General features: G+C 71.3%; 11 protein-coding genes, 1 tRNA gene and 1 pseudogene. 4 read left to right on the forward strand and 9 right to left on the reverse strand.

Features of this window, described 5'->3' with window-relative positions:
* Both ACZ6R9_RS25430 and ACZ6R9_RS25435 read right to left on the reverse strand, forming a co-directional pair.
* Positions 1-969, reverse strand: coding sequence for a carbohydrate ABC transporter permease (locus ACZ6R9_RS25430; RefSeq protein WP_465540513.1), 969 nt, complete (start codon positions 967-969; stop codon positions 1-3).
* 80 nt (positions 970-1049) lie between these two features.
* A complete protein-coding gene (locus tag ACZ6R9_RS25435) occupies positions 1050-2405 on the reverse strand; it encodes an extracellular solute-binding protein (protein WP_465540514.1) in 1356 nt (451 codons plus the stop codon).
* Between the two features lie 405 nt (positions 2406-2810).
* Here ACZ6R9_RS25435 and ACZ6R9_RS25440 point away from each other — a divergent pair, with 405 nt between their 5' ends.
* Positions 2811-3875, forward strand: a complete 1065-nt coding sequence (locus tag ACZ6R9_RS25440) for a LacI family DNA-binding transcriptional regulator (RefSeq protein ID WP_380483754.1) — start codon at positions 2811-2813, stop codon at positions 3873-3875.
* Positions 3876-4072: 197 nt separating this feature from the next.
* Here ACZ6R9_RS25440 and ACZ6R9_RS25445 read toward each other — a convergent pair whose 3' ends face one another.
* From ACZ6R9_RS25445 to ACZ6R9_RS25465, 5 genes and pseudogenes are all read right to left on the reverse strand, one after another.
* Complete coding sequence (locus ACZ6R9_RS25445) at positions 4073-4519, reverse strand: DUF4442 domain-containing protein (RefSeq protein ID WP_380483756.1); 447 nt, start codon at positions 4517-4519, stop codon at positions 4073-4075.
* Between the two features lie 268 nt (positions 4520-4787).
* A tRNA-His gene (locus tag ACZ6R9_RS25450) sits at positions 4788-4863 on the reverse strand.
* A 114-nt stretch (positions 4864-4977) separates the two neighbouring features.
* The gene (gene orn / locus ACZ6R9_RS25455) at positions 4978-5580 is read right to left on the reverse strand and encodes an oligoribonuclease (protein WP_380483757.1); all 603 of its coding nucleotides are present in this window, start codon (positions 5578-5580) and stop codon (positions 4978-4980) included.
* 727 nt (positions 5581-6307) lie between these two features.
* A pseudogene (locus ACZ6R9_RS25460) lies at positions 6308-7310 on the reverse strand (helix-turn-helix domain-containing protein); the annotation flags it as partial.
* Positions 7311-8529: 1219 nt separating this feature from the next.
* On the reverse strand, positions 8530-9498 hold the full coding sequence (locus ACZ6R9_RS25465) for an HAD family hydrolase (protein WP_465540517.1): 969 nt from the start codon (positions 9496-9498) through the stop codon (positions 8530-8532).
* 1084 nt (positions 9499-10582) lie between these two features.
* On the opposite strand from ACZ6R9_RS25465, the gene ACZ6R9_RS25470 reads away from it, so the two are divergent.
* The 3 genes from ACZ6R9_RS25470 to ACZ6R9_RS25480 all read left to right on the forward strand — a co-directional run bounded on the left by ACZ6R9_RS25470 (position 10583) and on the right by ACZ6R9_RS25480 (position 13556).
* Positions 10583-11092 carry a universal stress protein gene (locus tag ACZ6R9_RS25470; protein ID WP_465540518.1) on the forward strand — a complete coding sequence of 170 codons (510 nt, stop codon included), beginning with the start codon at positions 10583-10585 and terminating at the stop codon, positions 11090-11092.
* Between the two features lie 351 nt (positions 11093-11443).
* Positions 11444-11602, forward strand: a complete 159-nt coding sequence (locus ACZ6R9_RS25475) for a hypothetical protein (RefSeq protein ID WP_465540520.1) — start codon at positions 11444-11446, stop codon at positions 11600-11602.
* A 1765-nt stretch (positions 11603-13367) separates the two neighbouring features.
* Entirely contained in the window at positions 13368-13556 is a 189-nt protein-coding gene (locus tag ACZ6R9_RS25480) for a hypothetical protein (protein WP_380483763.1), read from the forward strand.
* 293 nt (positions 13557-13849) lie between these two features.
* Here the strand turns inward: ACZ6R9_RS25480 and ACZ6R9_RS25485 are convergent, their stop codons facing one another.
* Together ACZ6R9_RS25485 and ACZ6R9_RS25490 are read right to left on the reverse strand one after the other, a co-directional pair.
* On the reverse strand, positions 13850-14128 hold the full coding sequence (locus ACZ6R9_RS25485; protein ID WP_465540522.1) for a hypothetical protein: 279 nt from the start codon (positions 14126-14128) through the stop codon (positions 13850-13852).
* Between the two features lie 133 nt (positions 14129-14261).
* Complete coding sequence (locus ACZ6R9_RS25490; RefSeq protein ID WP_465540524.1) at positions 14262-15452, reverse strand: acyl-CoA dehydrogenase family protein; 1191 nt, start codon at positions 15450-15452, stop codon at positions 14262-14264.
* Positions 15453-15501 lie beyond the last annotated feature (49 nt).

The raw sequence follows: 15501 nt of genomic DNA on the forward strand, positions 1-15501 counted from the left end.
TCAGCCTCCCAGCTCGTGGCGCTTGCGGTAACGGGCGATCAGGAACTGCACCAGGCCGATCACCAGCAGGATCAGCAGCATCGTCCAGGCCACCGCCGAGGCCCGTCCCAACTGCCGTGACGGCCAGCCCAGTTCGTACATGTACAGGCCGAGCGTCTGGAACTGGTGCGCGGAGCCGCCGGAGACGCCCACACCGCCGCCGAACAGCAGCGGCTCGCCGAACAGCTGGGTGGCGCCGATGGTCGAGACGATGACGGTGAACAGGATGGTCGGCCGGATCGACGGGACGGTGATCCGGGTGAACTGCTGCCAGCGATTGGCCCCGTCCAGACTCGCCGCCTCGTACAGGTCCTTCGGCACCGCCTGCATCGCGGCCAGGTAGATCAGCGCGTTGTAGCCCGTCCAGCGCCAGGTGACGATGGCGGAGACGGCGATCTGCGAGGGCCAGGTGTCGGCGTACCAGTTGATGTGGTGGATGCCGACCGCGTCCAGCGCCCAGTTGATGAACCCGTAGTCCGGGTTGAACAGTTGGACGAACACCAGGGTCGCGGCGGCGATCGAAGTGGCGTACGGGGCGAGGATCGCCACCCGGAGGAAGCCGCGGGCCCGCATCCGGTGGTTCAGCAGGTGGGCGAGCCCCAGCGCCATCAGCAACTGCGGGACGGTGGAGATCACCCCGATCGTGAAGGTGTTGCGCAGCGCCGTCCAGAACTGGTCGTTGGACCACAGCCGGGTGTAGTTGCCGAGGCCCTTCCACTCCATCACGTCCGGCTTCAGCAGATCGACGTGGTGCAGCGACAGCCAGCCCGTCCAGATCAGCGGGAACAGGCCGAAGGCGGCGAAGCAGAGGAAGAACGGGGCGATGAAGGCGTACGGCGAGGCCTTCAGGTCGAGCCGGTACAGGCGGGAGCGCCAGGCGGGGCGCCCCGGGGGGACGGGTGGGGTCGCGGCGGGGGCGTTGGTGGCCACGTGGGGCTTCCTTCCCGGGGTGGCGAGGGGCGGCGGAGCGGAGCCCGGCCGGGCAGTCGGTGACCGGGGCAGCGGCCGGGTCAGTGGCCGACCTTGTCGTCGACCAGCTTGGTGACGTTGCTCCACGCCTTGGCCGGGTCGGTGCCGTGCTCCTCGATGTCGAGGACGCCGTTGTCGGTGATGATCGTCTTCACGTTGCCGTCCTGCTCGCCGATCGGCGCCGGCGTGACGGTCTGCGCGGTGGTGGCGAAGATCTGGCCGGTCGGGGCGTTGTTGAAGTACTCGGCCCTGGCGCCCTGGACGGCGGGCTGCTGCAGACCGCCCACGGTGGACGGCAGGTTGCCGACCTTGGTGAACACCTTCGCCTGCTGCTCCGGCGCGGTCAGCCAGGCGGCCAGCGCGGCGGCCTCCTTGGTGTGCTTGCCGGACTTCGGGACGGTCAGGAACGCGCCGCCCCAGTTCGAGGCGAGCGGCGGGGCCGCGACGTCCCACTTGCCCTTGCCGGCGTCGCCGGAGTACTTGCTGATGATGCCGGTCATCCAGGACGGGCAGACCACGGTGGCGAACTTGGCGTTCGCGAACGCGGCGTTCCACGGGTCCTGGAACTGGCGCAGACCGGCGCTGATCCTCGCCTGCGAGGCGGAGACCGCCAGGTCCCAGGCATTCTTGACGCCCGGGCTGGCCTTGTAGACCAGCTTGCCCTCGGCGTCCGAGTACTGCAGGGGCTCGGCCGACAGCGCGGCGTTGAACAGGCCGGAGGCGGAGTCGGTGAAGAACGTGCCCGCCGGAGCCTTCGACTGGTAGCTCCTGCCCGCCTCGACGAACTTCGACCAGTCGCCGGCCCACAGCTTGCCGACCTCGGCGCGGTCGGTGGGCAGACCGGCCTGCTGGAACAGGTCGGTGCGGTAGCAGATCGCCATCGGGCCGATGTCGGTGCCCAGCCCGATCAGCGCGCCCTTCGGGGTGGTGGCCTGCTTCGCCTTCCAGCCCAGCCAGTTGGCCGGGTTGACGCCCTCGGACTTGCCGAGGTCCACGAACTTGTCGCCCAGCGTGTTGGCGGCCTGCGCGATGTACCCGACCTCGACCGCCTGGATGTCGGCCAGACCGCTGCCGGACGCCAGGTGGGTGGTCAGCGCGTCCCAGTACTTCTGGCCGTCCTGGACGGTGTCGTACTTGATCGTGACGTTCGGGTGCGCGGCCATGTACTCGTCGTACAGGCCGGCCTCCTTGTAGCCGAAGGTGCCGAAGTCGCCGACGGTCAGGGTGATCTTCGCGTTGGCGTCGCCCGAACCGCTGCCGTTGCCGCTGCCGCTGCCGCTGCCGTTGCCGCTGCCGCCGTCCGAGCCGGACGAGCAGGCCGTGAGCAGCAGGGCGGAGGTGGCCAGTACGGCGGTGGCGAGGACGGCGGCTCTGCGGGGGCGGGAGGTGGTGCGCATGGGGGTGAACTCCTTTGTCCGGGTGGTGGGTCCGGGTCTTCCGGGGTGGAGCGGAGAGGTTCTCGGAGGTTCTTGGATGTTCTTCGTGCGCTGATTTCCGACTAGAGTGCGGGAGTGCTGTGGGAGCGCTCCCACACTTGGCATGCCGGAAGGTTGCTGGGTCGCCGGGGTGAGTGTCAAGACATGGCGACGCAAACGTTGCCGGAGCGTTTCCGGTTGCGACGGCCCGGCGCGGGGCCGGCCTTCGGGCTGCCCGGAAGCCGAAGCGCGGTGCGCCCCGGAGGGTCGTGAACGGCGCGGGACCGGCCACAATGAACAGTCCGTGCGGGCGCCGGACGGACCCCACCGGAACCGTGCTGCCCGCCCCGTCCGTCCCATCCGTCACAGAGACCGAGAGGTGCAGCGATGAGCCCGACCGCACAGCGCCCCGAAGCGCTCCACCCGGGCGCCGGCGGCAGAGCCACCGCGCGCCCCACCCTGGAGGAGGTGGCCGCACTGGCCGGCGTCGGCCGCGGCACCGTCTCCCGGGTCGTCAACGGCTCGCCCCGGGTCAGCGCCAAGGCCCGCGAGGCCGTCCAGAACGCCATCGCGGAACTCGGCTACGTCCCCAACCGGGCCGCCCGCACCCTGGTCACCTCGCGCACCGACTCCATCGCGCTGGTCGTCCCAGAGGCCGAGACCCGGCTGTTCTCCGAGCCGTACTTCTCCGACATCATCAGCGGCGTCTCGGCCGAACTCGCCGAGACCGACATGCAGTTGCTGCTGATCCTGGTCCGCAACCAGCGCGAGCGCGAACGCCTCTCGGCCTACCTGACCGCCCAGCGGGTCGACGGCGTCCTGGTCGTCTCGGTGCACCGCGACGACCCGCTGCCCGCCCTGCTGGAGAGCCTGGAGATCCCGTCCGTGCTGGCCGGCCGGCGCGGCGACCTCGAGCCGCTCAGCTACGTCCACGCCGACAACGCCGGTGGCGCCCGGATGGCCGTCCGGCACCTGCTGCGCCGCGGCTGCCGCCAGGTCGCCACCCTCACCGGCCCGCTGGACATGGAGGTCGCCCAGGCCCGCCTCGGCGGCTACCGCCGGGCCTTGGAGGAGTCCGGACACCCCTACGACGAGGAACTGGTCGGCCTGGCCGACTTCACCGAGGAGGGCGGCCGGGTCGCGATGCGCGAACTCCTGGAACGGCGGCCCGAACTGGACGGCGTGTTCTGCGCGTCCGACGTGATGGCGGCCGGCGCGATGCAGGTGCTGCGGGCCGCCGGCCGGCGGATCCCCGACGACGTCGCGGTGATCGGCTTCGACGACTCGATCGTGGCCCGGCACACCGACCCGCCGATGACCAGCGTGCGCCAGCCGATCGAGGAGATGGGCCGCACCATGGCCCGGCTGCTGCTGGACGAGATCGCCGAACGCGGCCGGGCCCGGCGGCAGGTGGTGCTGGCGACCGAGTTGATCGTCCGCGAATCCGCCTGACCGCCGGGGCGGGTGGCTGCCGGGGGTGGGTGGTTGGTGGGCGGGTGACCGCCGGGGCGGGTGGCTGCTCGGGCGGGTGACCGCCGGGGCGGGTGGCCGCTGGGCGTTGCGGCCTGCGCCTCTGTGCGTGGGGCGGGTGACCGCCGGGGCGGGTGGCCGCTGGGCGTTGAGGCCCGCGCCTTTGTGTGTGGGGCGGGTCAGGAGTTGGGGCGCAGCGTCCAGAGGATCTCCAGCACGCCGGTGACGGCGCCGTCCTCGCGGGTGATCTCCACGGTGATCGGGAACTCGGGGCGCTTGCCCTCGTCCAGCTCGGCGAGCACCTCGGCGGCCGGGCGGCCCAGCGTGGCCGTGGCCGTCACCACACCGCGGGCGAGCTTCTTGAAGGAGATCTCGCCGACCGTGGGCAGCGGCACCGCGCGGCCCATCTGGTCGCCGAACGCGGCCAGCACGATCGCGCCGCTCGCCGACTCGGCCAGGGTGAACATCGCGCCCGCGTGCGGCCCGCCCACGTGGTTGCGGTACTCCGGCAGGTCGGGCAGCCGCAGCACGGCCCGCTCCGGGGTGGTCTCCAGGTACTCCAGCTGCAGGGTCTTCACCATCGGGACGGTGTCGGTGAGCAGCTGGCCGATCGCAGTAGTGGTCATGGCGCTGATGTTACTGACAGGTAGCTTCGGCGTCCACGATGGATCGGGCCGACGTGCGGGCCGATGCGCCGCTGATGCCCTGTCAGGTGTGTGTCCGTCCGGCCGGGCCGGGCCAGTGGGGATTCGGGCCCGGCGGGCCGACGGCCGGAGTGGACCGGCTGACGACCGGTGCGGGCCGGCCGACGACCGGTGCGGGCCGGCTGGGGGCCGGTGTTGACACATGCAAGAAGGGCCCTGGCCAATTCCCTTGGCCAGGGCCCTTCTTCGATGGGGTGAGCGACGGGACTCGAACCCGCGACCACCTGGACCACAACCAGGTGCTCTACCAACTGAGCTACGCCCACCATCTGTCCGGCGCTTTCCCGCTTTCGCGTTCCCGCTCCGACAGGAAGAACTCTACAGGATGCTGAGCAGTGCTTGCGCCACGGTTTTCCGGAGCGCCCGGACCCGAGCCCTGGTCAGGTGGTGGGCACCTGGTGGCGGGCGGCGATCTCGCGGGCGGTGTCGCCGTCCGGACCGGGCTGCGGGACGAACACCGCCTCGCGGTAGTACCGGAGTTCGGCGATCGACTCGCGGATGTCCGCCAGCGCGCGGTGGCTGCCGCCCTTCTGCGGGCTGTTGTAGTAGGCGCGGGGGTACCAGCGGCGGGCCAGTTCCTTGATCGAGGAGACGTCCACTATCCGGTAGTGCAGGTGCCCCTCCAGCTCCGGCATGTCCCGGGACAGGAAGCCGCGGTCGGTGGCCACCGAGTTGCCGCACAGCGGCGTCTTGCCGGCCTCCGGCACGTGCTCGCGGATGTACGCCAGCACCCGCTCCTGGGCCTCGGCCATGGTCAGGCCGTCCGCGAGCTCGTCGAGCAGGCCCGAGGCGGTGTGCATCTCCCGCACCACCTCGGGCATGTTCTCCAGCGCCTCGGCGGGCGGGCGGATGATCACATCCACGCCCTCGCCGAGCACGTTCAGCTCGGAGTCGGTCACCAGGGCGGCGACCTCGATCAGGGCGTCCCGATCGAGGTCGAGGCCGGTCATCTCACAGTCGATCCATACCAAGCGGTCATTCACGCCCCTCAGCCTACGGCGCGGTCGCGCGCCCCCGACACCGCACGCGCGCCGTCCGGACCGAAGTCCGCCGTCCCGCGCGCCCCGCGCTCCGGCCCGGTCTCCGGACGGTGTGCCAGCCGCTGACCGCGGGCGCTCGGCTGCTGGCCGTCCGGGTCCTCCGCGATCGCATGCTCCACCGGCCGGTCCTTTCGCTCCGCACCGTCGAGCGGATTGGCACGGTCGGAACGGTCGGCCGGGGACGAGCCGCGACCTCCCGGGTACGCCGCGCTCGGCCGCACCGGCTGGCCCGGCGACGGCTGCGCGTGCGCATGCGCGGGCGGGGGGCCCTGATGGGCACTCGGGTACGGGACGCCCGGCTGCCCGCCCGGCTGCGCCGTACCCGCGCCACCGGCGGGGCGGGCGGCGTACCGCGGGTCGCCCGGACGCTCGTTCAGCCGCGAACCCAGCACCCCCGCCGGCGGACCCGCCTGCGGCGGCACCAGCGGCCGCTGCCGAGGCCGCCCCGCCGCACCGGCAGGACCACCCAGGCCCGGACCGCCGAGGCCGGAACCGCCCACGCCCGGGCCGTTCACCCCGCCCGCGCCCTGACCATGCGCCATCCCGAGGTTCCCGGAGGGACCCTGGCCGTGCTGGCCGTGCCCGCCCGGACCCGCCCCGCCCGGCCCATTGCCCAGCACACCCGCCGCGCGCTCGGCCGGAACACCCGCCGAGGGCACCGTCGAGCTGCCGGCCGCCGGACGCCGGGCCCGGAAGGTGGTCCGGTACGCGGCCGGGGAGACACCCAGCTGGCGGCGGAAGTGACCGCGCAGCGCCACCGGGGAACGGAAGCCGCAGCGACGGGCGACGTCGTCCACCGACAGGTCGGAGGTCTCCAGCAGCCGCTGCGCCTGCAGCACCCGCTGGGTGATCAGCCACTGCAGCGGGGCGCTGCCGGTGAGCGTGCGGAACCGGCGGTCGAAGGTGCGCCGCGACATGTAGGCGCGGGCCGCCAGGACCTCGACGTCGAACTGCTGGTTGAGGTTCTCCAACGCCCAGGTGACCACCTCGGCCAGCGGGTCGTTGCCGATCTCCTCAGGTAAAGACTGATCGATGTACTGGGCCTGACCTCCGCCACCGCGCCGGTTGGGCACCACCAGCCTGCGGGCGAGCGCGTTGGCGGCCTCCGCGCCGTGGTCGCTGCGGACCACGTGCAGACAGAGGTCGATGCCGGCCGCGGTGCCGGCGGAGGTCAGCACATCGCCGTCGTCCACGAACAGTTCGCGCGGATCGACGTGGACCCGCGGGTAGCGCTTGGCCAGCGTCGGCGCGTACATCCAGTGGGTGGTTGCCGGGCGCCCGTCGAGCAGCCCCGCCGCTGCCAGGACGAAGGCGCCGGTGCAGAGGCCGATGATCCGGGCCCCCTCGTGGTGCGCCTTGCGCAGGGCGGCGATGGCCTCGACCGGCGGAGGCTGCGAGATCGAACGCCAGGCGGGCACCACGATGGTGCCGGCCCGGGACAGCGCCTCCAGCCCGTACGGTGCGGTGAGGGTCAGTCCGCCGGTGGTGGTCAGCGGCCCCTCCTCGCCGGCGCACACCAACAGCCGGTAGCGGGGGACTCCGGCGTCCTGGCGGTCCACGCCGAACACCGACAGCGGGATCGAACTCTCGAAGATCGGCGCCCCACTGAACAGCAGCACCGCGACGGTCTCACGCCGACGCCGCCCGGCAAGCTTGCGCGGAGCGCCCAGCACGCCCGGGCCGGTGGCGGCGAGTGCGTCGGACCCGGAGCCGGATCCCGAACTGCCGCCCACGGACGAGGGATTGGAAGGGCCGACGGCGAGGCTGCCGTGACCGGCGAGCGGGGCGGCAGGCTGCTGGACCGGAGCCGAGGTGTACTGACCCGAAGTCAGCGCACCGCAGCCGCCCTGGGGTTGATGGCCATTCGAACCACCACCGAGTGAACCGGGAGCGGTACCACCGAACTTGCCGAGTCTCGCTCCGCCACCGGGAAGGACCGACGGCTGGCGGCCGCCTTCAGGACCCGCGTCGCTCCTGCTCACCCTGCTCAAGGCGCTCCAGCCCCCTCGGTGGTGTGGTGGTCTCGGCTGCCGCTCTGCGAGCCAAGATCGAATCTACTTGGTGGACCGTTGCTGTTGTGACAAGTTCACCATCCGACGCTATGTCGACATGGCAATTTGGCGTGAAGCATTCGATCACGAAGCGTGGCACCCGTCGACCCCGCTGTGAAGGGGGCGCGGACAACCGTGGCTGGTTGTCGCACGACCTGTTCATGATTCACCCGCCGCCGACACACCTGTCGGCCGCTGTGTGCTGCGGCTTTGCCCGAACAGCGGGCCCGGCCCGCAAGTTGGCCGAAAACGTACGGTTCAAATCGGGGGCGTGAACCTACTCCTCACGCGCCACAGCGCACACCTGAGCCAAGATCCCCGCGCCCCGTCAGCCCCCCGGCCCAACCCGAATCGGCCACCTCCGACCGCCTCCCACCTCACACTCCGTCACTTCGTACCCCCCATTTCCCTCCCGTCACTCCAGCCCCACGGGCCCCACCCGCCCCACCACCGCCATCGGCCGGCCAACCCCTCCGGCGCCACATGCCGTCGGGGCGCGCGCCGCACATTCGTCCGAATCCAACCCCCTTGCAGGGAGGGCCGCTTGCGCCCTTGGGTTGCCCTGCCGGGCGCTCTCGCGACTGCGTGCTGTGCGGGCTCAACTTGCCTGCCGGGCGGGCGGGTTGACCGCTCGCGAGAAGCGGCGCCGACCACGTGCGCTGCCGCTCTCCCGCGCGGCTGGTCTCTGTGCGGCTGGTCTCCGCGCGGCTGGTCTCTGTGCGGCCGGTTTCTGCGTGGCTGGTCTCTGCGCTGCCGCTCTTCCGTGCGGCTGGTCTCTGCGCGGCCGAGTCGGGTAGGCAACTCGACCTCGGTGGACGGGAGTTCGGGATCCCTCAGGAGCTCATCCGGCGGCAGCTGAGATGTCGCTCCAGTGGCCCTGGACCGAGGACTGGGCCTGAGGCTGGGCCCGCTCCTGGGCGATGGACGGCCGGACGGATGGTGTGACGGCGGAGGCGGCGGGGCCAAGAGGTGTCAGCGGCACTGCCCGGGTGAACGATGCGGGCTGGGCGGCAGGCGCGGTCGGCCCGCTCGGGGCGGGGGAGGGGGCCAGTCGGGAGGCCGGGACGGCGATACGGGTCCGGGGCGGCCGCTTGCGGCCGGGCGTCCCGGTGGCGAAGTTCCGTGCGGCGGTGGGGCGTTCGTCCGTGCCGAGGACCAGGCGCACCGCCTCCGGAAGGTCCGGTGCGCTGACGGTCGGACGGTAGCCGCGCTCGGCCCACGGGCGGCCGTGGTGCAGCCAGACACTGCGGAGCCCGGTGGCCTCCGCCCCGGCGATGTCGGACGGACCGTAGTCACCGACCATCCAGGCCTGGGCGGTCCAGTCCCCCACCGGGCGGAACCCGCAGCGCCGGGCCGCGATTTCGAAGATCAGCGGATCAGGTTTGACGCAGCGGGCCTCCTCCGAGATGACCCAGCCGTCCACCAGGGCGGCGAGCCCGGTGAGTCGGATCTTCTCCAACTGCGGCAGCGTCCCGCCGTTGCTGACGATCCCCAGCGTCCACCCTGCCTCGCGGGCCGCTCGTAACACACTCGAATGCGAATCCGGGCAGCTGATATGGGAGTTGATGCTGCGGCGATAATGCCCGAGCATCGACTCGACCGAGCGATCGATGCCGTAGCGGCGCTTTGCCGCGCCCAGTACGGTGCTGCGCGGCACGTAACCACTGCCATCGAGCATGACCAACCAGTCGAGGTCACCGGCGGGCAGGCCGTTCTCGGCGAGGAAGTCCTCCGCCCAGGCCCGGAACGCGGCATCCCTGGGCAGCAAGGTGTTGTCGAGGTCGAGCAGCAGCAGCGGCATGTCGAGCATGCTGCCAGCGGGCGCCCCATATGCAGGTGGCAATTGCCAAAGGCGAATTGAATTCCCACGAATTGGCCGAATCCGGCCGCTACGGTCCCAACTCGGGTCATGATCGCCCGAATCCCCCTTCTGCGCCCCCCAACTGCCTTGCGCGGCCCATGTTGACCATTCACCTGCACCGTCCACGGGCAGGCGCGATCTCTGGCGATGACAGTCGGATCACGTTGTGTGCCTGCCCTGTTGCGCGTACGGCGGCTCGTCGGTCAAGCTCCATGGAACTCGCCGCAGAAGGGGCGCGCACGCCGGCGTGTGATTCCCCCACAAGCGGGAACCTGGTCGTACCGAGGGCTTCGCCGCTGGGTGCGGCCCAATCCGCGCCGTACTCTGAAAGGCACAGGTCGCCAACGGTGGTAGTCGTTTCCGAACGGTCCGCCACCGCGGTCGTGCCTCCCCCCGGGCCAGGGCGGTCCGCCGCCGTGTCCCCCTGTGCAGGCCCATCCCGGTTGAAGAGTTTTGAGCCATGGCTGGTCGAGAGCCTTCCCGTTCTGCCCACGGCAGTTCGCGGGACGACAGGTCCGCTGCCGAGCTCCTCGGCACCCCGCCGGGAGCCGACCCGGCGCGCCGCCCCAACACCGACGCCACCGTTGACGAAGGCAGCCGCCGAGCCCGCGACCCTGACGCCGCTGGGCGCGGCGGTACCGACGTGCGCGGGCGCGGTGGCACCGACGTACGCGGGCGCGGTGCGGCCGATGGACGCGGGCGCGGTGGCACCGACGTACGCGGGCGCGGTGCGGCCGATGGACGCGGCCGCGGTGGCACCGACGTACGCGGGCGAAGTGAGGCCGATGGGCGCAGCATCGCCGAGGACGTGCCCGAGCGTTCTGACCGGACGGGCGCCGCTGGCCCCTCCGTCCCTTCTGGCTGGACGAGTTGGGCGGCTTCACGGGGGCGTGCGGGCGTGTTCGGACGCCCCGCCCGCCGACGGCGTCCGGACCGGCCGGGGCCCGACGAGCCAAGGCACCCGACCCCTGCCACTCCCGGCTCGGCGGCTGATCCCGCCGCCGCCCCACGATCCGGTACTGCGGAGGACGCGATGACCGACAGTTCCCGTCCGACCGTCGGCCGCCGTGATGGTGAAGGCGAACCGCAGCTCCAGGAACACGGCTCCCGTGCCTGCGACCCGCAGTTCCAACACGGCGTGGTGGTCGGCTTCGACGGCTCGCTCTCCAGCGAACGCGCCCTGGCCTACGCCGTCGGCATGGCCCGCCGCTCCCAGTGCGGCCTGGTGATCGTCCACGTCGCCAACCGTCTTCCCGCCACCGTCTGGGCCGGCTGCGAACCGCCCGTCTTCGTGGACCTCCCCGACCAGCGCACCGAGATCCTCGGCCTCGAACTCGCCTGCGCCGACTTCCTCTCCGGCGTCCCCTGGATCCTGGTCGAACGGGGTGGGGACATCTGCCACGAGATCGAGGAGGTCGGCCGCGAGTACGCCGCAGATGCCATCGTGGTCGGCAGTACCCACGGGCTGTTCGGGAAGATCTTCGGCTCGGTCTCCGGCCGCCTCGCCCGCCGCGCGAACCGCCCGGTCATCGTCATCCCCTGACCGACCCGACTGGCTCCGTTTCCGCCCTGCCTGCCCTGCCCGCGCGGCCGCCCACCCGGGCCCGTCGCATCTTGGCCGCGCCCTCTGATCTCTCGCCCCGCACCTGCCGGCGCCGCTGTCGGATCATGGCCGGATGCGGGTGGGAGGAACCGGCCACCTGGGGTTCGGGAAGGCTCGCGGCGCGGGGGCGCCCGGCAGCCGGATACAGCCGAATGGATCGTTCCGGCGTCGGGGTGTGCGTCACATCGGTTATCGGGCCGGGGTGTGGTGAACCATTCGCAGGCGACCAGTCGTCATATCTTCTTACTGGCTGTGGAGTGGCGCGCGGCCACAGCCGCGACTCGCCGTCACATGTCCCCTGTAATCGGAGCTGCCCTCCTGGTGCCGGCCGTCCTCGGGGCCTGGACCCCGGGCCCCGGCACCACCCGAGGCGGGGAGGTACGCGAAACCCTGACGCTCAGCGTCAGCACCAACACCAGTACCGACCTCGGCGTGCGGCTTCGCGCCTGAGGTGGCCACCCGGACCTACCGCCTCACCAACCACGCCGAGCACCAGCTCGCCGACCTCGTGCTGAGCGACTCCCAACTGCCGGGCGGCCAAGCCCAATGCGATGCGGCCGAAGCATCCCGCCGGACGGCAGCCTCGACTGCACCGCCTCGTTCACGGCCACCGGCGGATCCCAGATCGTTCAGGTCACCGCCACTGCCGAGGCCGTCGCCGAAGCCACCGGCCCGACTGCCGCAGGCCCACGCCGATGCAACCGCCGGCTACCTGGGCATCGCCGCCGGTCTTGTTCTCACCCGGGTGGGAGTGCCCACCGGCACCGGCCTGTCCCACCGGTCCGTGCCGGAGGCGGCGCCGACCGTGCTGGAGGGGTGCCGACCATGGGTAACCGCCGTGCCTCGCCGAGAGCGCTGACCGCGGTCCGCGGGACCGTTGACCTCCGGTACCGCCTGGAGACGTTCGGCGATGTTCCGATCACCGACATCTCCGTGGTCGAGGGCTGCCCGGCATGGGAACAGTGAGCTGTTCGGGCCCCGACGGCGGCCGCACCCTCGCCCCCCGGCAGGGCGTCGACTGTCAGGCCTTCGGGACCGCCCTCCCGGGCCACCAGATCGGCACGGCGCACGCTCAGGGTCTGGCGGACGACGCGACCGTCGGACCGGACGGCAAGCTCCAAGCACCACGCCAGGTCTCCGCCGACGCGGCCGGAGCCTATGACGGGTTCAGCCCCACCCCGCCAGCCGCAGAACCGGCACCCACCACACCTGGCGGAGCAACAGTCCCAGGCGCCGGCGTGACCACAGGTACAGGCACTGGGACCGGGAACCGCCACTGGTACGGGTGCAGGCGTCGGCACTGCCACCGGTACGGGGGCAGGGGCAGGAGCCGCTGCGGGCTCGGCCGGCGTTCCTTGCGCTGCCGTTCCTTGCGCTGCCGTTCCCGGTGCCGGAGGCGTCGGCGCGGCTGCTGGAGTGGCGGCGGCTCCGGCGGGGCTACTTCCTGTGCCCGTTCTGGGTGCAGGGGCCGCTGCTGCGGCCGCGCCCGGTCAGCAACCCCTCGCGACCCCGGGCCAGCCCGCAGCAGCGGCCCCTGCGGGCCAGGTGCTGGCGCCGTTCCTGCCCGGGACAGCACCAGCACTGCTGCCTGGTGGGACGGCCTTCGCGCTACCGGCCTCGCTCTTTGCAGTGCCGGGTACGGTCGGCGCCGCAACTGGCCTTGGCGGAAACCGGGTTGGGGTCGGTGCGGCCAACCCGGGGGAGGGCTTGGCGAGTGGTGGGGCGGCACTCGGTCCGGTCTCGGGCGCGACTGCCGGACGGAGTGAGGGGACAGCCTCCGGGCCGAACCAGGGTGCGCGCTTACGGGCGCGAGCCCTGGATCGAAAGCGTCGGCCGGCGGGCAAATCGCCGGGCGGGCAGATACAGGCCGAGCCCGGGAACGAGGACTGGACGCCTCAGGAGGGGGAGGGCAACCCGTGGGACACCGAGGTAATGATGCTGCCGTTGGCGATCCTCCTTCCTGTGCTGTGTGTTGGCGGCAGCGTTCTCCGCGCGGGGGCGGTGGCGACGGTGAGCGCGCACGGAGAGATGATCCGACCGGCCGGTGGCGGGACCGTGACCGACCTGGTGATGTCCGGGGTTGTCGATGGCGCAACTGTTGTCGAGTCAAGGAACGGTGCACAGCAGACGGCCGCGCTTGCCGTCCGGCCGTCTGCGACCGTCCACGGCGGCCGGATCGGCGCGGTGCAGGGGGCCAGGGTGGCGGGAACGGACGGTGGCGATGCTGATCGTCGCGATCGCCGCCGTGTCGGGTGCGGCGCTCGCGCTGGTGATCGGCCTGCTGTCGGGGCAGACCAGGCGGGCGCGGGAGGGGTCCACGACACCGCAGGCGCTGTCCTTTGCCGGGGCGGCGATCCTCGGCTTCTTCGCGCTCTTCCTGGGCTTCAGCATCGCCGGCACCTGACACCAGCTCAACTCGGCCCGCCAGCACACCTACGAGGAGTCGCGGGCTCTGGCGAGGCCTACTGGAACGCCGGCGTTCTGCCGGCCGCTGACCGGGCGCTGGTGCGGGACGGGCTACGGAACTACACCAGGGTGGTGATCGACGACGAGTGGAAGGCGATGCAGCACGACACCGGCAAAGCCAGGTCGCCTGGCAGGCGGTCGACGAGGTGCGGGCCGCAGTCGATCACGCCACGGTGCAGACCGCGGCGGCAACGAGCGCGTGGACCGATGTGCTGCGCAGCCTGTCCGAGGTCAACGCCATGCGGAACGCGCACTGGGTGATATTCGTGCGTCCGTGCCGGTGGTGGCGATCGGCGGCCTCCTGGTGGGCGCGCTGTTCGTCCTGGCCACGCCGCCGGTGATCGGCCTGATGGCCAACACGCGCAATCTGATGCTGATGTGTTTCGTGGGTGCCTCCGTGGCGTTCGGGGTGAGCATGGTGGCGGTGATGAGCGGGCCGTTCTCCGGCGCGGTGCGGATCCAGCCGACCGCTTTCCAACTGGCGTTGGAGCGCTTCGACCAGATCGACACCGACGCCAGGACGTCGGCTCTGCCGCCGTTTCAACCTTGGCCGGCGGACCGACCTGCGGGTAAATCAGGACGCGGCGGGTCCGGACGCTCCTGCAGGTGCTGGGCCGTCAACAGGGTTGTGTCAGTGCGGGGTTCAGGAGTTCACGCCGAGCTCGCGCGCGATCAGCATGCGCTGGACCTCCGAGGTGCCCTCGCCGATCTCAAGGATCTTGCAGTCGCGCCAGAACCTGGCGACCGGGTACTCGTTCATGAAGCCGTAGCCACCGTGGATCTGGGTCGCCTCGCGAGCGTTGTCGACCGCAGCCTCGGAGGCGTACAGCTTGGCAATGGCTGCCTCCTTCTTGAAGGGCTCGGAGTGCAGCAGCCGGGAGGCGGCGTCCCGCCAGGCCAGGCGGGAGGTGTGTGCGCGCATCTCCATGTCGGCGAGCTTGAACTGGATGACCTGGTTGGCGCCGATCGGCCGGCCGAAGGCGCGGCGGGTACCGGCGTAGGACAGTGACTGGTCGACGCACCCCTGGGCCAGGCCGGTGGCCAGGGCCGCGATGGCGATGCGGCCCTCGTCGAGGATGCGAAGGAACTGGGCGTAACCGCGGCCCTGGCGGCCGAGCAGGTTGGCCGCAGGAACTCGGCAGTCGGTGAAGGACAGTTCGCGGGTGTCGGAGGCGTTCCACCCGACCTTCGAGTACTTCTTCGACACCTGGAACCCGGGAGTTCCAGTGGGGACGATAATGGAGGAGATTTCCCTCGTGGGCGAGTTATTTACGCCCTCATCACTCGAATGTGCGATCGGTTCGGTCAGTGCGGTGACGGTCACCAGCCCGGTGATATCGGTTCCGGAGTTGGTGATGAAGCACTTGCTGCCGTTGATCACCCACTCGTCGGTGGCCGCGTCGTAGCGCGCGGTGGTGCGCGTAGCACCGGCGTCAGTGCCGCCCTCGGGCTCGGTCAGGCCGAACGCGCCGAGCATCTGGCCGGACGTCAACTTCGGCAGCCACTCGCGCTTCTGCTCTTCGGTGCCGAAGAGGTGAATCGGCATGGCGCCGAGCGAGACCGCCGCTTCCAAGGTGATCGCCACCGAGGAATCGACCCGGGCCAGTTCCTCCAGGGCCAGGCAGAGCGCGAAGTAGTCGCCGCCCATGCCGCCGTACTCCTCGGGGAAGGGCAGCCCGAACAGGCCCATTCGCCCCATTTCCCGAATAATTTCGTACGGGAATTCATTCTGCTCGTAGTATTCGCCGATCTTCGGCGCAACCACGTCGTTGGCGAACTCCGCAACGGTGCGGCGAAGTTCTTCGTAGTCACTGCTCAGCCGGTGGTCGAGCACGGGTGATCCTCCCGGGATCGAGGCCTGGTGGGCCGGGTGGGGGTTGTGG

Source organism: Kitasatospora sp. NPDC048662, from assembly GCF_055587065.1.